The organism is Jannaschia sp. L-14R, assembly GCF_056857695.1.
Genome location: NZ_JBSXNP010000009.1, coordinates 76,677 through 97,592 on the forward strand (window position 1 = coordinate 76,677; position 20,916 = coordinate 97,592).

Below are 20,916 nucleotides of genomic sequence, written 5' to 3' on the forward strand. Positions count from 1 at the left end.
TTGCGCATCCGAGGTTACAGCCAGCGGCCCTGAACTGTGCGACGATAAATGTCGCGCAGCCAGCTTGTGCCCTTGGCTTCGGGTGCAAGACCGCGGCCCGTCAACTGGCGGTAGGCATCGTCATAAAACGGCGAGGACTGGAAGTTATAGCCAAGGATCGCCGCTGCGGTTTGTGCTTCGTCGGTCAAGCCCAGCGAAAGATAGGCTTCAACCAGCCGCATCAGTGCTTCGGGGGTATGGGTGGTGGTCTGAAACTCTTCGACCACGGTGCGAAACCTGTTGATCGCCGCAGGGTAGTGGCCACGCTTGAGGTAATAGCGCCCGATTTCCATCTCTTTCGCGGCCAGGTGGTCGAAAGCCAGATCGAACTTGAGGATCGATGAACGGGCATATTCGCTGTCGGGATATTGCTCGATCACGGTGCGCAGCGATTGCAGCGCCTGGAAGGTCAGGCCCTGGTCGCGACCGACTTGATCAATCTGGTCATAGTAGCTGAGCGCCAGAAGATATTGCGCATAGGCCGCATCTTCGTCCGCCGGATAGAAATCGATGAACCGCTGGGCGGCAGCGCGCGCATTCTCGTAGTCGCGGTCCTTGTAATAGGAAAACGCCTGCATGATCAGGCCGCGCTTGGCGAAATCGGAATAGGGGTAGAGCCGCTCGATCTCGGCGAAAAGAACGGCGGCATCGTCGGGATCACCCGATGCAAGCTTGAGCTCAGCGCGCTGATATATTGTCTCGGGGGCAGTGTCTTCGAGAACCAGAGTATCGTTCGCCCCGCCACAGGCCCCAAGAAATCCCAAAAGCGTCAATGTCGCCAAGGGTTTCCCTATGCGAAGCAAATGCCGTGCGGTCATGCGTCCAATTCCCTGCCCATGCCCGTTCAGGGCCTTGCCGCACCATAGTCCAGCGACCCCGGCCTGTGAAGCACCGCAACGGCGAAAACAGACGTCAGATGTGCGAGAACACATCACGCTCCAGTCCGGCCCCCGGCAGAAGACGGCATTCCGTTGCCGACAACGTGCGGATACGATAGGCCAGAGGGTCCGCGAACAGGGCCCGAAGCAGTTTGTTCGTCACTGCATGGCCCGCGCGAATGCCGGTATAACGACCCAGGATGGGCGCACCGGCCAGCGCAAGATCGCCCAAGGCATCCAGCATCTTGTGGCGCACTGCCTCGTCAATATGACGCAGGCCTTCGGGGTTCAGTACGCGTGCGCCATCGACGACCACGGCGTTCGACAAGCTGCCGCCAAGAGCCTTGCCCGCGGCCCGCATCGCATCGACGTCCGACTGGCTGCAAAATGTGCGGCTGTCACAAAGCTCGCGTACGAACGTCCCGTTCGACAGACGCAGAACCTTGTGCTGCTGGCCGATGGCGGCGTCGACGAAATCAATCGAGAAATCGATTTCGAGTTCATCGGCCGGTGTCAGGGTCGCGCTGGCAGTCCCGTCGGAAACATGAACGCGGCGCAGAATCTCGATGGCGTGGACGGGTGCATCCAGACGACGTACGCCGGTCTTGAGAATCGCGCGAACGAATTCGGCGGCGGACCCGTCAAGGATCGGAACCTCGGGGCCGTCGATCTCGAGGATGGCGTTCAGCACGCCGCAGCCGGACAATGCGGCCATCACATGCTCGACTGTCGAGACGGAGACGCCCGCCTCGTTCACCAGCAACGTGCAGAGCGGCGACAACTCGACCGCATCGTGGCGCGCGGCGATCATCGCGTTGCCTTCGATGTCGGTGCGGCGGAACCAGATGCCGTGATTGGCGGGAGCGGGATGAATCGACAGGCGCGCGGGACGGCCCTGGTGCAGGCCGGTTCCGGCAAAACGGACGATGCTTTTGATTGTCGTTTGCATATGCTTGCCCGTTTCATTCAATGATCGCGCCACTCACGGACACTTCTTCAATGGTGAGATAAGCAGACAGGCCTGTCCCGGCAATTCAACGGTGGTTACGGCGTGAAACAGGGCCGCATCAAGAGTGGCAAAAATCTGCCGACGATCGGAAAATTCATAAAAATTCTTTTTTATACAGTTGTTTAATAAAACACAGAAGCAAGCCCCAGCGACCGTATGGGCATGATTTGTGATCGGCCACTGCCTGAAAGATGCCGTATTCAAGGCAAAAACGGCGACCCGAAGGGGCCGCCGTTTCAGGTCTTGGGTCTTTGGAGGAGACTAGTTTGCCTGACGACGCAGGAAGGCCGGGATCTCGATACGCTCGTCCTCGGGCTCGGGCTGTGGCCGGGATTGAGGGGCCGGAGCGGCTGCGGCCGGGCGCTGGACCGGAGTATCGGCGGCGGTGCCGGTCATCCGGTTGATCAGCGATCCGATGCCGAAGCGCGCACCTGCATCGCCATGCGTGGCGGGCGCAGGCGCGGTTGAGCGGCGTTCACCGTTCAGCACGGCTGCGCGCAGGCGATCCATCGCTTCGGGCGAAGGGGCACCGGTCGGGCGCGGCGCGGTGAAGCTGGCCTGTTCGGGCTCGGCGGCGTGATGGACCGGCGCGGCGGGCGCAGGCGTATAGGCTGGGGCCGGCAGGTCATCATCAGGCGCGGCGCCATGACCGAAGAAACTGTCGGCAGATGCGGCTTCTTCAGCCTCGTGCTGATCGATGGCGTCGAAGAAATTCGGCTCCGAAGGGGCGGCGGGCGCCTTGGCAACCGGCTCGGGCTGCGGCGCAGGAACCGCGGCGGCAAGCGGCGCAGCGGCGGGATCTTCGACCGGGGAACCCTGTTCGGTCGCCATGCGACGGCGCGGCATCGGAGTGGCGTCCATCGCCGATGATGCGTCGATGCCCGTGGCGACGACCGACACGCGCATGATACCTTCCATGGCCGGGTCAAGCGTCGAACCGACGATGATATTCGCGTCCTCGTCCACTTCCTTGCGGATACGATTGGCGGCTTCGTCCATTTCGAACAGGGTCAGGTCGTGACCGCCGGTGATGTTGATCAGAACACCCTTGGCTCCCGACAGCGACAGCTCGTCCAGCAGCGGGTTGGCGATGGCCTTTTCGGCGGCTTCGACGGCGCGATCTTCGCCCTCGGCCTCGCCGGTGCCCATCATGGCCTTGCCCATCTCGTCCATCACCGAACGGACGTCGGCGAAGTCGAGGTTGATCATGCCCGGACGGACCATCAGGTCGGTCACACCCTTGACGCCCTGGTAGAGCACGTCGTCGGCCATCGAGAACGCCTCGGTGAAGGTCGTCTTCTCATTGGCAAGGCGGAACAGGTTCTGGTTTGGAATGATGATAAGGGTATCGACGACTTTCTGCAGGGCCTCGACGCCCTCCTCGGCCTGACGCATCCGCTTGCTGCCTTCGAACTGGAAGGGCTTGGTGACGACGCCGACGGTCAGGATGCCCAATTCACGCGCGGCCTGCGCGATGATCGGGGCAGCTCCGGTTCCGGTGCCGCCGCCCATACCGGCAGTGATGAAGCACATATGCGCGCCGGCCAGACGGTCGACGATTTCCTCGATGGTTTCTTCGGCGGCGGACGCGCCGACCTGTGGGCGCGCACCGGCACCCAGACCTTCGGTGACGCGGGCGCCAAGCTGGATCCGCGACGGGGCGTGATTCTGTTGCAGCGCCTGCGCGTCGGTGTTGGCGACGACGAATTCAACGCCTTCCAGATCTTTCTGGATCATGTTGTTGACGGCATTGCCGCCTGCCCCGCCAACACCGAACACGGTGATGCGCGGGCGCAGATCGTGTTCCGTGGTCTGGCCGCCGGGCATTGTGAGATTCAGTGTCATAGCTCTGTCCGCCTGTATTGCCGGCCCTGCCTCAGGCCATTTGGAGTTCCGTCTTTCTGGACGGTTGCCTTATTTTTGCCCCAAGTTAGCGAAGCTGATCCCCGACGTCACCCCAAAAAGAAATCGGTGGGCAATTTCTGCTGATTGCGGCTTTTTCGCCCTTCCATCTGTGCTGTTTTCCCTGCGGAACGGTCGAAATAGTGTTGCCCGGAAGACTCACCAATTGTCCTTGAACCAGCGGACCGCGCGACGCAACGACCGACCCGAGGTGCGTTCGGACGTGGCGTCGAAATCCCAGAACTCGTCCTGCGGCTCGGCACCCTGCATACACAGGCCGACGCAGGCCGCGAATGCCGGGCCCTTGGCCGCTTCGGGAAGGCCGTGAACCCTCAGGGGGCGGCCCAGCCGGACCTGGTTGCCGAGGATGCGCGCGGCCAATCCGTCGAGACCGGGAATTTGCGATGCGCCGCCTGTCAACACTATGCGCTGCGACGGCAGATCGCCGAAACCCGCGGCATCCAGACGGGCACGGGCATCTTCCAGAATTTCCTCGACCCGCGGGCGTATGATGCCGATCAACTCGGTCCGGGTGACGGAGCGGCGGTCGTGGTGCCAGTCGCCGGTGTCCGCCTCCAGCGCGATCAATTCGCGGTCGTCCATGCCGGTGGCGACAACACCGCCATAGCGGGTCTTGATCATTTCGGCGGTGCCCGTGGGAATGCGCAGGCCTTGCGATATGTCCGACGTCACATTCGCCCCGCCAAAGGGAATCGTGTCTGCGAAGACCATGTGCTTGCGCATGAAGATCGAGATGCCGGTGGTGCCAGCCCCCATGTCGATGCAGGCCGCGCCCAGTTCCTTCTCATCCTCGACCAGCGCGGAGGTTGCGGCGGCATAGGGCGCGGACGCCAACCCCGCCAGTTCCAGATCGCAGCGATGGATGCAGGTCAGCAGGTTCTCGATCGCGTGGGCATCGACGGATAGCAGGTGCATATCGGCGCGCAGCATTTCGCCGGTCTGGCCGCGCGGGTCGCGCAGGGTGGTGCGGTGGTCGATGCCGAAGTTGACCGGCTGCGCGTGCAGCACTTCACGCCCCGGACCGATGTCAGGCGTGTCGATGGATGACAGGACACGGGCGACGTCGTGCACGCCGCACGGACCGGATTCGAGCATCACCTCTCCCGCCAGCGGCCAGGACGTCGGACGCCCCCCCGAAAAGCAGGCGATGACATGATCGACGCGGACGTTCGCCATCTTCTGTGCGCCCTGCACGGCGGTCCGGATAGCGCGTTCGGTTTCGGGCATCGCGTCGACTTCGCCATGCCGGATGCCCCGCGACCGGGTGGTCGTCGCACCGATCACGCGGAAGTTGGACTGCCCCGCCATGTGGCCGACGCCTTCGCCTTGCGGTGTGTTTTCCTCGAACCGCAAGACGAGGCAGGCAGTCTTGTAGGTGCCGACGTCAAGGATCGCGACAACCCCCCGCTGCAGCGCGGCCTGACGTTTGCGCCGCATGGCGCGTTGGGCATGGAACAATCGGCTCATTGGGTTCCCTCGGTATTGACCTGTGACAATCGTTCCAGATCCTGCAGGCGCTTCAATTCGGCCCTTGCAGGCTGACTCAGGCGCAGGATCGGGCGCCCCGGAAGCCGCAGGTCCACGACGCGAACGTCACGGGCCAGCACATCCTTGGCGGCATTCATCGCCAGCGCACGGTCGAGCGCGGCGGCGGGGGCATCTTCGGGCAACGCGATGCGCTGATCGCCGGTCAGCACAACATCCCAGCGGCGATTGCCGATACGGGCCAGGCCGATCAAACGGTCATTGATGGGCGATGCGGCAGCGATCAGGGTCAAGGCTTCGGGGACATTTTTCTCTGCACCTTCCCCCGCGATCAGGGGCAGCCCACCAGCAGATTCGATGTCCGATAACGTGGCGACGCGCTGTCCCGTTGCATCCAGAATTTCGATCCCATCATCATAGCTCCATGCGACGGCGGGTGTGCGTTCCGTCACCCTGAGCAGCAGGACACCGCCCGACTTGACCCGCACCTCGGCGTCCAGCACGGGGTCCAGATCGACCAGCAGCGACCGCAGCTCGCCCATATCCAACCGGAACTGCGACAAAGGCAGGTCGATGGGCAACGCTTCCTGAATATCGTCCTGAAGATCCTCGCTGGCCCCTTCGATCCGCAACAGGGAGACCATGAATTCCGGTCGGTCCTGGACGGCACTGACCGCGCCCTCATACCAGTCGATCATCGCGGCGATGCGGACCGGGTCATTGATGTACCAGGTAAACAGAAACACGAAGCCGAAGCTGGGAATGCCGGTTCGGATCATCGCCCTGAACATCGGCGTCAGCCACAGCCGCTCCATCCGGTATTGCCAGCGGGTGGGGGCCGGGTCGACGGCCTTGTGAGCCTTGCTGTCTGTGGGCTGGCCCGTGAAAGCGGGGTCTATCTGTCGCATGACGCATCCTCGACAAGTTCGCGGCACAGCATGCCGAATGTGATTCCGTCCTGCGCCGCCTGTTCGGGCGACAGGGACGTGGGCGTCATGCCGGGCTGGGTATTCGTCTCGAGCAGGATCAGACCATCGATCCCACGCGCGTCATCCCAGCGGAAATCCGTGCGACTGATCGACCGGCATCCCAGCGCCGCATGTGCGCGCAACGCAAAGCTGCGGCATGCGGCGGTGATATCGGCGGGCAGGTTGGCGGGCACGGTGTGACGGCTGCCGCCAGGGGCGTATTTCGCTTCGTAATCGTACCAGCCGTCCATGTGGATTTCCGTCACAGGCAGCGCCCGCTCGTGGCCCGGCGCGCCCAGCACGGTGCAGGTCAGCTCACGCCCCGGCGCATAGGTTTCGACCATGACGGTTTCCGGCATCGTGTCGGGCAGCGCGACAGGGGCATCGCCCTCTTTCACGATATATATACCCACGGATGAGCCTTCGTTGTTCGGCTTGATGACATAGGGCGTCGGCAGGACGTGATCGGCTGCGGCGTCGGCGCGCAAGACGATGCGGCTTTGCACCACAGGCAGGCCCGCCGCGCGGTAGACATCCTTGCTGCGCGCCTTGTCCATTGCCGTGGCCGAGGCCAGCACGCCGGAATGCGTATACGGCAACCGCATCCATTCCAGAATGCCCTGCACACAGCCATCTTCGCCCCAGCGACCGTGTAGCGCGTTGAACACGACGTCCGGGGCAATCTGTTGCAGGCGGGCAACGACATCCGCGCCCGCATCCAGTTCGGTCACCTCATACCCTTCGCCCCGCATGGCCTCCGCGCAGCCGCGTGCCGTCGAGAGGGAAACCTCACGTTCTGCCGAAGGGCCGCCCATAAGGACGACGATGTGCTGGGGTGTCCTGCCCGACATACCCGATATCCTGCGCCTCGTGCCGGGGTCGTATCGCCCTGGCCTTCTTTTTGCCCCAGCCTCTGACGGGCTTTCGGGGTCCACGGGTTCTTCGACCCGCTATGAGAGATTGTCGCCAACTCTCATTATTTCCCACTCTAGCGTCAATCCACTGGCGTCGAAAACCTTTTTCCGCACCTCTTCGCCAAGTCCTTCAAGATCTGCTGCCGTCGCGCCGCCCTGATTGACCAGAAAGTTCGGGTGTTTCGGCGACATGACCGCCCCGCCCAATGTCGCGCCACGCATGCCAGCGTCATCAATCACCTTCCACGCTTTCAGGTCGTGGGTGTCGTCGGCGCGTCCTGTGCTGCTGTGCCCTGCGGGGTTGCGGAAGGTGCTGCCGGCGCTGCGGTCCCGGGTTGGCTGGGTCGCGTCGCGCTTGGCCAGTTGTTCGGCCATCTTCGCGTCCAGCGCCTCGGGCGCGCCTGCACCTGCCCGGAACGTGGCGCGGGTGACGATCATGCCCTCGGGGATCGTGCTGCTGCGATAGGCAAAACCCAGATCAGTGGCGGGGATCGTGACGATTTCGCCAGTTCGCGCGACCGCCTGCACCTCGACCAGATGGTCGGCGACATAGCTGCCGTAGCAGCCCGCATTCATCTTGACCGCGCCCCCGATACTGCCGGGAATGGTTCGCAGGAACGTCAGGTCCAGCCCAGCCTGCGCCGCCTTGCGCGCGACATGCGCGTCCAGTGCGGCGGCCCCGGCGTGGATGCGGTCGCCGTCGATCTCGATTGCGTTAAATCCCCGTCCCAGTCGGACGACGACGGCGCGCAGGCCGCCATCGCGCACGATCAGGTTCGACCCGACGCCCATGGGGAAGACCGGCACATCGCTCGGCAGCGCCGCAAGAAACGCGCTGAGATCGTCCAGATCGGCGGGCTGGAACAGCGCATCCGCAGGTCCGCCGACGCGCAGCCACGTCAGATCGGCCAGCGGGCGGTCCAGGGTCAGAGCGCCACGCACTTCTGGTAATTTCATTGCACCAATCCTTTTAGCCAGCGGCCAAAATACCGCAGTGGCCACCGCAGGACCAGCGCCATCACCGTCACTCCCAATAGCGCCCAGAGCCATCCCATGGACCAGCCCAGCCAGATCGCCAGCGGCAGGCCGACAGCGATCAGGCCATAGGCAGCGGGCCAGCTTTGCCTGGCGGTCAGCGTGACCATCAGAACCCAGGCCACCACGACCCAGAGGCAAAGTGCGATCAGGGCCATGGTCTTGCCTTCCTCTTTCCGAATATCCCGGGAGCGCGAGGGCTGGCCCTCGCCCGACCTCAGCCGTTCAAACGCCCCGGCAGCGCATTGGCCCAGGCCGAAATCGTTCCCGCGCCAAGGCAGACGACGATGTCGCCGTCGCGTGCCTGTTCGCGGACCAGCCGCTCCAGATCGTCTTCGCTGGTGACGGCGCGGGCGTGACGGTGGCCGGTGCGGATCAGGCCCGCGACCAGATCGTCGCGGCCGGCGCCTTCGATCGGGGCTTCGCCCGCAGCATAGATGTCGGCGATGCCAACCACATCGGCGTCTGCGAAACAGCCGCAGAAATCGTCGAAGAGGCTTGCCAGACGCGAATAGCGGTGCGGCTGATGGATGGCGATGACGCGTCCGGTGTCGCCGATGGACTGCCGCGCAGCTTTCAGCACGGCGGCGATTTCTACGGGGTGATGACCATAGTCGTCGATGATCGGCACACCGTTCCATTCGCCCACACGGGTGAAGCGGCGATTGACCCCGCCAAAGCTGGCCAAGCCCTCGCGAATGACGTCCTTTGGCACACCAAGTTCGCGCGCGACGGCCACGGCGGACAGGGCGTTCGACACGTTGTGGTCGCCCGGCATCGGCAATTTGCAGCCTTCAATCACCGTCTCCTCGGCCTGCAACTGGATATCGAAATGCGCGACACCCGCCTTGTACTTCAGGTTGACCGCGCGAACGTCCGCCTGCGCATTGAAGCCGAACGTGATGATCCTTCGATCTGTGACGCGGCCGACAAGCGCCCGCACTTCGGGGTGATCGGTGCAACAGATGGCGGCACCATAGAACGGAATGTTGGACACGAAATCAGTGAAACCCTGCCGCAGCGCCTCGATCGTGCCCCAGTGCTCCATATGTTCAGGGTCGATGTTGGTGACGATGGCGATAGTCGCGGGCAAGCGGTTGAAGGTGCCATCGCTCTCGTCCGCTTCGACCACCATCCATTCGCCCTGCCCCATCCGGGCGTTCGAGCCATAGGCATGGATGATGCCACCGTTGATGACGGTCGGGTCCAGCTTGCCCGCGTCCAGCAGGGCCGCGACCATCGTGGTGGTGGTCGTCTTGCCGTGCGTGCCCGCGACCGCGATGTTGGATTTCATCCGCATCAATTCAGCCAGCATCTCGGCGCGGCGCACGACAGGCATGCCCCGTGCGCGGGCCGCATCGAGTTCGGGGTTGCCCGGCTTGATGGCCGAGGAGATCACCATGACCTCCGCATCCTCGATGTTTTCCGCCCGTTGCCCTTCGAAGATGCGGACGCCAAGACCTGCAAGCCGGTCGGTGATCTGCGATACCTTCTGGTCCGATCCCTGCACCGAATACCCATGGGACAGCAGCATTTCGGCAATTCCGGACATGCCGATGCCACCGATGCCGACGAAGTGGATCGTGCCCATCTGGGTAGGCAGCTTGGTCGCATTCATAAATTCTTGCTCGCAGTATATTCGGCCAGGTCGGCCAGCCGCCGCACCGCATCGGGCACGGCGACGGACATGGCCGCGCGGTGCATCTGCAACGCGCCGTCGGGGTTCGACAAGATCAGGTTGGCCTGTTCGGCCAGACTTTCGGGCGTCAGTTTCCGCTCGGGGATCAGGATGGCGGCGCCCGCCTCGGCCAGCGCGTGCGCGTTTGCGGTCTGTTCGTCGCGGATCGCAGTGGCCAGAGGCACGAAGATCGACGGGCGGCCAATCACGCTGACGTCCGCTACTGTCGAGGCACCGGACCGCGCGATCAGCAGTTGCGCATCCGCCAGCCGGGTCGGAACGTCATCGAAAAAGGTGCGGACATCCGCATCTATCCCGGCCTGATCGTAGGCCAAGACAACGCGGTCCTGATCTTCCGGACGGGCCTGATGCGATACTCGGAGATGTCTGCGAATGTCGACGGGCATGAGCGACAGGGCCTCGGGCACGACGTCCGACAGGATGCGCGCGCCCTGACTGCCGCCCAGAACCAGAACGGTCATCGGATAATCGCCGGGCGGGATATACGCCGCACCCGCGCGGGCCAGGATCGCCGCGCGTACGGGATTGCCGGTGTGAATACCCTCCACGCCGTCGGGCAGCTTCGTAGGCCAGGTGCCGCAGGCGACGGCATCGACGCGCGTTGCGAATATCTGATTCACACGCCCCAACACGCCGTTTTGTTCATGCAACAGGCGCGGCAGCTTCATCAGGACCGCCGCCGCCATCGCCGGGATGGCCGGATAGCCGCCAAATCCGGCAACCAGCGACGGGCGATCCTGTCGGAAGCCGCGCATGGCGCGCATCACACCGGAAGCCAGCTTGAACGGCACCCGCACCTTGGTCATCAGGTCGCCGCGCGCGAATGTCGCGGCAGGCACGACTTCGATCTCGACATCGCCGGGGAAGCCGCCCGCATAACGCGCGCCCCGGTCATCGGTCGAAAGCTTGACCCGCCACCTGCGCCTGAGCATTTCTTCGGCCAGCGACTGTGCCGGGAACATGTGCCCCCCTGTGCCGCCAGCGGCAATGACGATAAGCGGAGCGGTCATGTCAGACTTTCTTCAGCGGTATCCGTTCGACAGCAGGTGATCCCCGATTTCAGCCTGCGGTCGTGTCCGCGTGAAGCACAGCAGCATCCCGGTCAAGGCACCCATCGCGATCAGCGAAGACCCGCCGTAGCTGACGAAAGGCAGCGTCATGCCCTTGGCTGGCAACAGCCGCACCGCGACACCCAGATTGATGAAAGCCTGCGCCGACAGCAGTACGGTCAGACCGGCGCCCGCCAGCCGGATGAACGTATCTCGCTCGACACACAGGCGGGTCAGGCAGCGCACCGCGATGAACCCGAACAGAGCGACGATGAACAGGACCATGACCAGCCCGTATTCCTCGGCTGCGACGGCGATGATGAAGTCGGTATGGGCGTCGGGAAGAATCCATTTCACCCGGCCCTCGTTGACACCGGTTCCGAAGAAGCCGCCCTCGCGGATGGCGTCGATCGCATATCCCATCTGGGTGCGCGGATCGACGTCCGGCGACAGGAAGCCGTCGATGCGCCGGGCGAAATGTTCAGAGTTCTTATAGGCCACAACACCGACAAGACCGACGATCATGCCAATTGCCGTCAGCAAGAGGATCGGCGCGCCCGCCACAAAATAGATGCCCGACCACGCAACGATCGTCAGCATTGCCTGCCCGAAGTCCGGCTGCAGCGCCAGAAACGCCACGACCACGATCAACACGCCAAAACTGATCAATCTGCCCGGAGGACCGCCCGGTTCGCTCGCCGAAGCCATCAGCCATGCTGAGATAATGATGAAGACCGGCTTCAGAAATTCGGACGGCTGGAGAGAGATGAAGCCCAGCGAATACCAGCGGGTCGCGCCCTTGCCGAAATCGGTACCCAAAGCAGGCAGCAACATCAGGGCGGCGGCGGCGAAGAAAAACCCGATTACGCCCAGCCGACGGACCATGTCGGGCGACATCATCGACGTGCCCAACATGACCACGAACGCCATGCCGCCGAAAAACGCCTGTCGATAGACATAGTAAAATGGCGGCAACCCGTTGCGTTCGGCCAGGGGGACCGATGCCGCGAAGCCCAGAAGAAGGCCCACTGCGAAAAGAAGCACAAGCGCGCCGAGCACGCCCTTGTCGATCGTCCGCCACCAACGGGAAACGATGGCCTCGCCCGGTAGGACGACGACCGCGCCATGCGCAATTTCTGTCATTGATCCGCCTGTATCTGCTTACTGCCCTGCCCGGTTTTCCGGGTCTGCCATACCATTGTAGCGCAGTGATTCGAATCGCGCCACCCATTTACGACCCGGAGCCTGATTGCGGCTCCACGCCCGCATCAATCAGCCGGTGATGGCCGGGGTTCCGGGTCTGGTGGCCATGTCACGGATGTCTTGTGCAGTTGCATATGTCCGACGGTGCCGTCCGCGACGTCTGTTTCGAAGGTCGGAAGGAGGACGCCCCCGGTCGGAGGCGTGAGCAGCATCGCGCGCAGCATCGGCGTCCCGATTTTCAGTTCGTCCAGTGTCGTCATGTCGGCCACGGAGGGCAGTGCAAGGGTAGCGACAGTCAGCATGGCTGCGATGAGAGATGTTGGCCGCATAAGAAACTCCGGGGCTGTCGCCTGCCGGAATGACATGCCACTGCGGCAGGGCCGGTTGAACCCCGATACGATGTCGCACCCGGTGATGTGACCGGCCCGGTTGCCGGGGTTCACACAGGCGGCGATCCTCAATCGCAGGATATGGCCGGGTCAACTCCCATAGGCGACCGAAGGCAACCATGTCGTCAGTGCCGGGAATACGAACACGATGGCCAGCCCGATCAGTTGCAGCAATACGAAGGGAATGATGCCGCGATAGATATGCGCCAGCGTCACACCGGGCGGACTGACACCCTTGAGATAGAACAGCGCGAACCCAACGGGTGGCGTCAGGAACGACGTCTGCAACGTCACCGCGACCAGAATTGCGAACCAGACCACCGCCGGGTCCTGCACCTGACCATAACCCGGCACCGAAAGTTCAAGGCCCTGAATAATCGGCAGCATCAGTGGCATGATAATGATCGTGATTTCGATCCAGTCCAGCAGGAAGCCCAGCAGAAACACGATAAACAGGATGAACATGACGATGAAATACGGGTTCTGGAACGCGCCGAGGACGTGGTCCTGAACGATCTCGTCGCCGCCATAGCGCCGCAGGACGAGGGCGAAGAAGTTCGCCGCCAGAAAGATGCCGACGATATAGCCCGAGGTGTTCATCGTCGATCGCCCGACCTCCCTGAACACCTTCAAGGACAGCTTGCCGTTCAGCAGAGCCAGGACCGTCGCGCCCAATGCACCCAGACCCGAGGCTTCCGTCGGCGTGGCGATGCCCGCGAAGATCGACCCTAGCACCAGAAGAATCAGGAACATGGGCGGGACCACGGCCAGCAGCACCTCCTTGATGACGGGCCAGCCGACTTCGCCGGTGTATTCCGGCGCAGGCATCGCCTCGGGTTTGACGAAGCCGTAGATCACGATGAACCCGATATAGAGCCCACCCAGGATCAGCCCCGGAAACAGCGCACCCATGAACAGATCGCCCAGCGAAATCGCCAGCTGATCCGACATGATGACCAACATGATCGAAGGCGGGATCAGGATGCCCAGCGTGCCTGCTGACGCGATGGTTCCGGTTGCGATTTCCTTGGAGTAGTTCTGGTTCATCATCGCCGGCAGGGCCATCACGCCCAGCAACGTGACGGAAGCACCGATGACGCCTGTGGACGCCGCCAGAATGATACCGATCAGCAATACCGTCAGAGACAAGCCGCCACGCAACCCGCCGAACAGTTTCTGCATGGCGTGCATCATCCGTTGCGCCACGCCGGACTGGTCCAGCATCAGGCCCATGTAGATGAACATCGGCAACGCCACGAGGACAGGATTCTTGACTATATTGCCGAACAGGCGACCCGACAGGACCGACAGCTTCTGATAGTCGATGCCGGTGCGGTCGAATTCGATGATGTCACGGAAGCTGCCGCGGAACGGATCCAGGAAAATCTCGGCGAACAGCGCAAAGATCAGCGACACGCCGACCAGCGCCATGGCAACCGGAATACCGCGGAACAGCATCCAGATGAACGACAGGAACATCAGCAACACGGCAAGTTCGTTCAGCGTCATCAGACGCCCGATGACTTCGAGTATGAACATCAGGCGGCGTCCCCGGATTTGTCCCGCAGGACGTAAGCCGCCGCGATGATTACGATGGTCACGATCAGGGCCGAGGCGATGGTGTATTTCATCTCTTCCGGGCCGATGGCAAAGGTATCGAAGAACCAGTGACGGGTGGCCTGCCGTGCATTTTCCGCCTCGGTCGTATAGAGGACGAGGCCCAGTGCACTGTAATAGATGATCAGGTTGACCACGAAGGCGACCGCCGGAAAGGCATATAGAAGCTTGCGCCACCAGAGCGGGCGCGTGATCAGGGCCAGGTTGCGTACGTAGGCCGACCAGATCGCGACAGCAATGAACAGGAAGCTGAGGTTCATGAACATCTTCAACAGGTACAGCCTGTGCAGCCCGTTCGGGCTGTCCGAGCCCTCGCTCGCTTTCACCGACGAAATCGCGTAGTCCAGCGTTACATCCCAGCACATTATGATGAACGGCAGGAACAGCCACGCCAGCGCGAAAACGTCGATCTTTCGCTGCTTGGTCGCCGGATAGCCATCATAGAAAATGTCGACACGGACGTGGGAATTGGTCGTCACCGCATAGCCGATACCGATCAGGACGGCAGCCCCGTAGAGCCACCACTGCAAATCGTCGAGCCACGCCTGGTTGTTGCCCATACCGCGCAACACGACCTGCGACGAGATCGCGATCATCAGGATCGGGAACAGCCAGGCGAAAAAGTTGCTGACATGCACGACGAAGCGATCGCCGCGATTATGCTCGGCGCGCCCGACCTCGCCCGGATCGGAGATGGAGACGATAGGATCGTCGGCCTGGTCCTGCGGCATGGAAAAACCCCCTGTGCGCGCTTGGCTGCGCAGCAATCGCATTCAAGGAACCGGGCGACGATTATCGCCCGGTTCCCCCGCCCTGAAGGGCCTGTCGGCCTTGATCAGTTACCGCGCGGACGAGGCAGATAGATTGCGTCGTTCCAGACTTTGTAGCCTTCCCGGAACTCCTGAAGGTCGGCCCAGACTTCGGCGAAATACTCATCTTCGGCGGCCAGATCGGCGGCGACGGCGTTCCAGTTCTCCTCGAACGCGGCCAGTATCTCGGGCGACCACGTCATGTTGGTCACGCCGTTGTTGGCCTCATTGTCGGCCATCGCCTCGAAGTTGGTGGCTTCGCCTTCGGCATAGTTGGTCGTGATGTTGGCGAGGCAGGCAACCTCGATCTGCTTCTGGCTGCGCTCATCCAGACCTTCCCAGACGTCCTTGTTGATCAGCAACTCGAACAGTGTGGCGGGCTGGTGCCAGCCGGGGAAGTAGTTGAATTTGGCGATGTTGTAGAAGCCCAGACGCGCGTCGATGCGGGGCATCGAGAATTCGGTCGCGTCGATGGCGCCCCGCTCCAGCGCGGGGAAGATATCGCCACCCGCCAGAAGCGATGTCGAAACGCCCAGGCGCTCCATGACTTCGGCCCCCAGACCGAAGAAGCGCATGTTCAGGCCTTCCAGATCGGCGAGCGTATTGATCTCGTTCTTGAACCAGCCAGAGGTTTCGGGGGCAATGATGCCGCAGGGCGTGACGCGAACATTGTAGCCGTTCTCGTCGTACATGCGCTGAAACAACTCGGCGCCGTCATCATATAGCATCCAGGCGAGGAATTCGCCGGCCTCGGGGCCGAACGGCACGGCGGCGAACAGCGAGGCGGCGGTGATCTTGCCCTGCCAGTATCCTGCGGTCGTATAGGCGGCGTCGACCGATCCATTGGACACCGCGTCGAGGGCTTCCAGGGTCGGGACCAGTTCACCGGGATCGAAATGTTCGAACTCGACGCTTTCGGAAATACTGTTGATCTTCTCGACGAAATCGACACCGGCTGTGCCCAGAATGGGCAGGTTTTTCCCGAAGGCCGAGGTCATTTCGAGGACTTCCTGCGCCTGCGCGCCGCCAGTCGAGACAAGCGCAGCCGTAGTGGCAAGCGCGATCGCTTTGAGTTTCATGTGGTTCCTCCCTTTTGAACCGATGCGTGGGACGTCGTTGCGCCCCGCAAGACGATCCCTCCCGGACCGTCTGGTAAAGTTTTCTTACCGATTGGCGACAATCATATCCAGCAGAAACGCCGCCCGCAGAGAATTCGGCCACGGGCATTTCGTGGGACAAGCCGAACAGAACAGCATCAGGACTGCGGTCCCGATGATAATCGCCACGTCTCGGGCAGCCCCGCCTCGGCAGGAAACCTCACCCGGACCAACGGGTCGTGGCCGGGTATGACCAGCCCCGGCGACGACGCCAGCCGCTGGATCGTGGCAAACCCGTCCAGCATTTCGGACACGTCCGCAACGATCGGAAACGGCTTTCCCGCCTCGAAGTTTTCGTAGAAATGCGCAGCATCCGACGCAAGGCACAGCCATCCCGCCTGCGTCCGCACCCGCACCGCCTGTAACCCCCTGGAATGGCCGCCGATGCGGTGGACAGTCACGCCATCGGCAATCTGCGCATCGCCATCGGCAAAGACCACCCGACCCCGATACAGACGTTTCACCGCTTCGCAGACATGATCGCCCGTAAACGGCATCCGCAGCGTGTCGTGGCACATGCAGGGACCGGTGGCATAGGCCATTTCGGCGGCTTGCATATGCAGCGTGGCGTTGGGAAACAAGTGCAACCCACCCGCGTGATCATAGTGCAGATGCGTAACGATCACGGTGTCGATTGCATCCGGCATCAGGCCGAACGGCTCCAGTGCGGCGCGCGGGTCCATCAGGATGGGACGATCGCGGCGGGTGGCCTCGACCTCGTCATAGCCGGTATCGACGAGGATCGCCCGTTCCCCCTGCCGCAATAACCACATGAAGTAGTCCATCGGATGCGGTGCGGAGTGGTCGTCGTCGAACAGGAAGCTGTCGGCCCGAACCCGCGCGTTACGATCGGCATAGCGCAGCGCGAAGACCTCCCACTCCGACATATCAGCCCTCGACGACAGCGTAGGTCTTGATCGACTTCCGCCGGATCATATCCGTCACCAGCGTGTCAAAGGCCTTGTAATGCGAAGTCTGGTGATGTGCCTCGAACCCGGCTTCGTCGTCATATAGTTCATATAGAAAAACCTCATCCGGGCGCGACGGATCGGACAGAACGTCGAACCGGTTGCAGGCAGGCTCTGCCAGCGAAGCGCGGGCATTTTCCATCATGGCGGGTTTGAATTCGGCCATCCGGTTGGGGAAAACCTCAATGGTGACGGCGACTGCGAACATGCTTTCCCTCCAGTTTGGGGCGTTCTATCGAGTTGTCAGACTGACGCGGGGAGGCATTCATGTCCAAGACTTTCAACATTGCCGTCTTTCACGGCGATGGCATCGGCCCGGAAATCATGGCCCCGACCCTGGACCTGCTGCGCGCCTTCGGCCACGACTTTGCCTTCCACGACTGCCCTGCGGGTGCGACCAGTTACCTGGATTGCGGCAGCGACCTGCCCCGGACGTCACTGGACACGGCCCGAAATGCCGATGCCATATTGCTCAGCGCGTTGGGCGACCCGGCGGTCCGATACCCGGACGGGACCGAAATGACCCCGCAGATCGACATCCGCATCGCGCTGGACCTGTATGCGGGAATCCGCCCGGTGCGCGTTGTCCCCGGCATGAAAACGCCGCTGAATATCCCCGAGGGCCGCGTCATAGACTTCGTTCTGGTGCGCGAGTCGACCGAAGGGCTGTTCCACACCCAGGGCAAGGGCACCGTCACCGAAGACTACGCCGAGGAGACGCTGCGATTGACCCGCAGGACCACCACCAAGGTCTGCGATTACACGTTCCGTCTGGCGCAGGACCGCAAGGCCGCAGGCCACATGGGACGCGTGACGTCGGTCGACAAGGCGAACGTGTTCCGCGCCTTCGCGTTCTGGCGCGATATCTTTGACGAGGTGACCAAGGAATACCCGGACCTGACCGCCGACCACGCCTATGTCGATGCGATGGCGCTGTGGTTCGTGCTGAAACCATGGGACTGGGACGTGATGGTGACCGAGAATATGTTCGGCGACATCCTGTCCGACCTGGGCGCGGGCCTGATGGGCGGCCTCGGCATGGCCCCGTCGGCAGATATCGGCGACGATCACGCCGTGTTCCAGCCGTGCCACGGATCGGCCCCCGACATCGCAGGCCAAGGCATCGCCAATCCCTTCGCGATGATCCTGTCTGCGGGCATGATGCTGGACTGGCTGGGCCGTCGCCATGACCAACCGCAGATGATCGAGGATGCCAGCCGCGTTCAGACCGCCGTCGATGCCTGTCTTGCGGCGGGCGAGACGACCGGCGATCTGGGTGGCACGCTCGACACCAGGGGGGCGGCGGCAGCGGTCATCGCGCGCCTCTGATGCTGAGGGTCGGCATGGTCGGCGCGGGATACTTCGCGCAGTTTCACCGGAACGCGTGGACACGGATCGCAGGCGTAGAACTCGTCGCGATCTGCGACAGGGATCCGGCCAAGTCCCCTGATTATCCCGATGCTACCGCGATGCTGGCCGCCGAGGCGCTGGATATTCTCGACATCGCCGGGCCGCCCCCGATGCATGCCGCCACGATCCGCGCCGCCCTGCCCCACAAACCCCGCGCCATCATCTGCCAGAAGCCGTTCTGCCAGTCACTGGAAGAGGCCGAGGCCGTAACGGCACAGGCCGAAGCGGCGGACGTCCCGCTCATTATTCACGAAAATTTCCGTTTCCAGCCATGGTTCCGGACAATGAAGACGGCGCTGGACTCGGGCCGGATCGGCAGGCCGCTGAACCTGACGTTCCGTCTGCGCACGGGCGATGGTCAGGGGCCGGATGCCTATCTGGCGCGTCAGCCGTATTTCCAAACCATGCCGCGCCTGCTGATCCACGAGACGGGAGTGCATTACATCGACACCTTTCGATACCTCCTGGGGCACCCCGATGGGGTCTACGCCGATCTGCGCCGCCTTAACCCGGCGATCAGGGGTGAGGATGCGGGGCATCTGATACTGGACTATGACACTGGCGCGCGCGCGGTTTTCGATGGCAACCGTTTGCTGGATTTCGACACCGACGACACCCGCCGCACCTTTGGCGACGCCTTTCTGGAAGGCAGTGCGGGAACGCTGACGCTGACCGGCAACGGCACTGTGTCCCTGCGCGCCCACGGCAGCCGCGAATCCGAGGTCCTGTTGCCGACGCAGGACTGGCCGGACTTCGCGGGCGACTGCGTTCACGCCCTGCAATCTCATGTCGTGACTGCAGTGACGGAAGGTGATCCGTTCGAGAATGCGGCCCGAGATTACCTGACCGTCATGCGCCTGTCGGACCTGGCCTATGCCGCCCACGAGGCGCGCGCGCGACTGCCGGTCCATTTCGCCTGAACGGTCAATTTGATTAAAATCAGGACATCAATCTCGACATCTCGTCAGCTCGCTTAACCGCGTCTTTAAGGATTGTCGGCCATATCTCTCACAACACACGAGGGATTGATGACCGAAGACGAACTCCGCGATCTTGTGCTGGAACGGCTGCACGACGATGCGACTGCCTTTCGTTCGCTGATACGCGATCTTGCGGTGACTTACCCTGAAATATCCGCCCGGACATTGGAAACCGCGTTGCTCACCGCTGCCCGCGAAATGGACGCCGCCATCCGCAGAGGCGGCTCTCCCACGGACGAGGCGCAGACGGCCAGACGGTTGGCCATCCTGCTGAGTATGGACATAGACCGTGCTCGATCCGACGCCCCGGTGACACTCGGGGATCTGCGGGATTGGTGGACAAGAAACGACGACTTTTTTCTGCGCCTCTGAAAGGGGATGCAGTCGGTCGGGGCGAAGCCCTGGCCCCCGGTGGCGGACGTTCAGCCCGCCATCCCTGATGGAACATTGCTCTGAAAGGGCAGCCCATGATCGGACAGACAACACCCGGCCGCCGCAATATGCATCTGGCTTATCTGCTGCTGGCTATCCTTGCCGTCGCAGCGTTGACGCCCGTTGACGCGGTGCACATCGAAACGGCCAAAGTGCCGGATAGTCTCGCGCCGCAACACGCTACAGGGCCGGGACCGTGGCCCGGTTTCAAGCACTGAACAGTGCTCTCGCCCCAATCTGACGCCAATTGCGCTATCAGCGTTCCGCAGCCGTCCGGATCGCCGCTATGTTACGGCCATAGGGTGCAGGGTCTGTGACCGAACCATCGCGAAACACCGCCGATCCGGCCACCAGAACATCCGCCCCGGCCGCCACGACCAAGGGGGCAGTGTCCGGATCAACGCCGCCATCCACCTCGATATGAACCGGCCGGTCTGCGATCATCGCACGCAAATCGCGAATCTTCTCGACCTGTGAATGTATGAATTTCTGCCCCCCGAAACCGGGGTTCACGGTCATTACGCAGATCATGTCGACATCGTCCAGCAAGGAAGCAACAGCCGATGCCGGCGTGCCGGGGTTCAACGCCAATCCGGCTTTCGCGCCCGCGCCCCGGATCGCCTGAAGCGTGCGATGGATATGCGGTCCGGCTTCGACATGGGCGGTGATGATATCTGCACCGGCCTGCGCAAAGGCGTCGATATAGGGATCGATCGGCGCGATCATCAGATGTACGTCCATTACACCCTTGATGTGGGGCCGGAGCGCCGCGCACATCGCCGTGCCGAAGGTTATGTTCGGCACGAAATGTCCGTCCATGACGTCCACGTGAATCCAGTCCGCCCCCTGCCTCTCGACCGCCGCGCACTCCGCTCCGAAATTGGCGAAATCGGCGGCGAGGATCGACGGCGCGATCTTGACGGTGCGGTCAAATGTATCAGTCATCCGGGCC

The 20,916-nt window shown here is 62.6% G+C and carries 23 protein-coding genes; 4 read left to right on the top strand and 19 right to left on the bottom strand.

The features are described from left to right. Window positions 1–14 precede the first annotated feature (14 nt). The 18 genes from AC13C2_RS04730 to AC13C2_RS04815 all read right to left on the bottom strand — a co-directional run bounded on the left by AC13C2_RS04730 (window position 15) and on the right by AC13C2_RS04815 (window position 17,350). A complete protein-coding gene (locus tag AC13C2_RS04730; RefSeq protein WP_339641432.1) occupies window positions 15–857 on the bottom strand; it encodes an outer membrane protein assembly factor BamD in 843 nt (280 codons plus the stop codon). A 94-nt stretch (window positions 858–951) separates the two neighbouring features. Continuing rightward, window positions 952–1,866 (bottom strand): UDP-3-O-acyl-N-acetylglucosamine deacetylase, encoded by a 915-nt coding sequence (gene lpxC / locus AC13C2_RS04735; RefSeq protein WP_092762527.1) that lies wholly within the window; start codon window positions 1,864–1,866, stop codon window positions 952–954. 33 nt (window positions 1,867–1,899) lie between these two features. Then, window positions 1,900–2,130, bottom strand: a complete 231-nt coding sequence (locus tag AC13C2_RS04740; protein WP_482886087.1) for a hypothetical protein — start codon at window positions 2,128–2,130, stop codon at window positions 1,900–1,902. A 57-nt stretch (window positions 2,131–2,187) separates the two neighbouring features. After that, on the bottom strand, window positions 2,188–3,771 hold the full coding sequence (gene ftsZ / locus AC13C2_RS04745; RefSeq protein WP_482886088.1) for a cell division protein FtsZ: 1,584 nt from the start codon (window positions 3,769–3,771) through the stop codon (window positions 2,188–2,190). 216 nt (window positions 3,772–3,987) lie between these two features. Continuing rightward, the gene (ftsA, locus tag AC13C2_RS04750; RefSeq protein WP_092762523.1) at window positions 3,988–5,316 is read right to left on the bottom strand and encodes a cell division protein FtsA; all 1,329 of its coding nucleotides are present in this window, start codon (window positions 5,314–5,316) and stop codon (window positions 3,988–3,990) included. Beyond that, the gene (locus AC13C2_RS04755; RefSeq protein WP_482886089.1) at window positions 5,313–6,242 is read right to left on the bottom strand and encodes a cell division protein FtsQ/DivIB; all 930 of its coding nucleotides are present in this window, start codon (window positions 6,240–6,242) and stop codon (window positions 5,313–5,315) included. Before AC13C2_RS04755 ends, ftsA begins: the two co-directional genes overlap by 4 nt. Next, window positions 6,230–7,153: a D-alanine--D-alanine ligase gene (locus AC13C2_RS04760; RefSeq protein ID WP_482886090.1), complete on the bottom strand. Its 924-nt coding sequence runs from the start codon at window positions 7,151–7,153 to the stop codon at window positions 6,230–6,232. Before AC13C2_RS04760 ends, AC13C2_RS04755 begins: the two co-directional genes overlap by 13 nt. Before the next feature lie 99 nt (window positions 7,154–7,252). After that, window positions 7,253–8,173 (bottom strand): UDP-N-acetylmuramate dehydrogenase, encoded by a 921-nt coding sequence (gene murB / locus AC13C2_RS04765; RefSeq protein ID WP_482886091.1) that lies wholly within the window; start codon window positions 8,171–8,173, stop codon window positions 7,253–7,255. Beyond that, complete coding sequence (locus AC13C2_RS04770) at window positions 8,170–8,409, bottom strand: DUF2484 family protein (RefSeq protein ID WP_092762516.1); 240 nt, start codon at window positions 8,407–8,409, stop codon at window positions 8,170–8,172. The genes murB and AC13C2_RS04770 overlap by 4 nt, the downstream gene beginning before the upstream one ends. 59 nt (window positions 8,410–8,468) lie before the next feature. Continuing rightward, a complete protein-coding gene (gene murC, locus AC13C2_RS04775; protein WP_482886092.1) occupies window positions 8,469–9,869 on the bottom strand; it encodes a UDP-N-acetylmuramate--L-alanine ligase in 1,401 nt (466 codons plus the stop codon). Further along, on the bottom strand, window positions 9,866–10,960 hold the full coding sequence (locus AC13C2_RS04780; protein WP_482886093.1) for a UDP-N-acetylglucosamine--N-acetylmuramyl-(pentapeptide) pyrophosphoryl-undecaprenol N-acetylglucosamine transferase: 1,095 nt from the start codon (window positions 10,958–10,960) through the stop codon (window positions 9,866–9,868). The genes murC and AC13C2_RS04780 overlap by 4 nt, the downstream gene beginning before the upstream one ends. Window positions 10,961–10,972: 12 nt before the next feature. After that, window positions 10,973–12,142, bottom strand: a complete 1,170-nt coding sequence (locus AC13C2_RS04785; protein WP_092762510.1) for a peptidoglycan glycosyltransferase FtsW — start codon at window positions 12,140–12,142, stop codon at window positions 10,973–10,975. 125 nt (window positions 12,143–12,267) lie between these two features. Further along, window positions 12,268–12,645 (bottom strand): hypothetical protein, encoded by a 378-nt coding sequence (locus AC13C2_RS04790; protein ID WP_482886094.1) that lies wholly within the window; start codon window positions 12,643–12,645, stop codon window positions 12,268–12,270. A gap of 36 nt (window positions 12,646–12,681) precedes the next feature. Next, complete coding sequence (locus AC13C2_RS04795; protein WP_474520513.1) at window positions 12,682–14,130, bottom strand: TRAP transporter large permease; 1,449 nt, start codon at window positions 14,128–14,130, stop codon at window positions 12,682–12,684. Further along, entirely contained in the window at window positions 14,130–14,939 is an 810-nt protein-coding gene (locus AC13C2_RS04800; RefSeq protein ID WP_474520514.1) for a TRAP transporter small permease subunit, read from the bottom strand. Before AC13C2_RS04800 ends, AC13C2_RS04795 begins: the two co-directional genes overlap by 1 nt. Before the next feature lie 104 nt (window positions 14,940–15,043). After that, window positions 15,044–16,096, bottom strand: coding sequence for a TRAP transporter substrate-binding protein (locus AC13C2_RS04805; RefSeq protein ID WP_092762504.1), 1,053 nt, complete (start codon window positions 16,094–16,096; stop codon window positions 15,044–15,046). Between the two features lie 176 nt (window positions 16,097–16,272). Next, window positions 16,273–17,061, bottom strand: a complete 789-nt coding sequence (locus AC13C2_RS04810; protein ID WP_482886095.1) for an N-acyl homoserine lactonase family protein — start codon at window positions 17,059–17,061, stop codon at window positions 16,273–16,275. A 1-nt stretch (window position 17,062) separates the two neighbouring features. After that, the gene (locus tag AC13C2_RS04815; RefSeq protein WP_092762500.1) at window positions 17,063–17,350 is read right to left on the bottom strand and encodes a putative quinol monooxygenase; all 288 of its coding nucleotides are present in this window, start codon (window positions 17,348–17,350) and stop codon (window positions 17,063–17,065) included. A gap of 59 nt (window positions 17,351–17,409) precedes the next feature. Between AC13C2_RS04815 and AC13C2_RS04820 the strand changes: the two genes are divergently transcribed. From AC13C2_RS04820 to AC13C2_RS04835, 4 genes are all read left to right on the top strand, one after another. Beyond that, window positions 17,410–18,471: an isocitrate/isopropylmalate dehydrogenase family protein gene (locus AC13C2_RS04820; RefSeq protein WP_482886096.1), complete on the top strand. Its 1,062-nt coding sequence runs from the start codon at window positions 17,410–17,412 to the stop codon at window positions 18,469–18,471. After that, complete coding sequence (locus AC13C2_RS04825) at window positions 18,471–19,472, top strand: Gfo/Idh/MocA family protein (protein WP_482886097.1); 1,002 nt, start codon at window positions 18,471–18,473, stop codon at window positions 19,470–19,472. The genes AC13C2_RS04820 and AC13C2_RS04825 overlap by 1 nt, the downstream gene beginning before the upstream one ends. 108 nt (window positions 19,473–19,580) lie before the next feature. Beyond that, entirely contained in the window at window positions 19,581–19,904 is a 324-nt protein-coding gene (locus tag AC13C2_RS04830; protein ID WP_482886098.1) for a hypothetical protein, read from the top strand. 95 nt (window positions 19,905–19,999) lie between these two features. Continuing rightward, entirely contained in the window at window positions 20,000–20,182 is a 183-nt protein-coding gene (locus AC13C2_RS04835) for a hypothetical protein (protein ID WP_092762492.1), read from the top strand. A 37-nt stretch (window positions 20,183–20,219) separates the two neighbouring features. Here the strand turns inward: AC13C2_RS04835 and rpe are convergent, their stop codons facing one another. Continuing rightward, window positions 20,220–20,909, bottom strand: coding sequence for a ribulose-phosphate 3-epimerase (rpe, locus tag AC13C2_RS04840; RefSeq protein ID WP_482886099.1), 690 nt, complete (start codon window positions 20,907–20,909; stop codon window positions 20,220–20,222). Window positions 20,910–20,916: the final 7 nt, after the last annotated feature.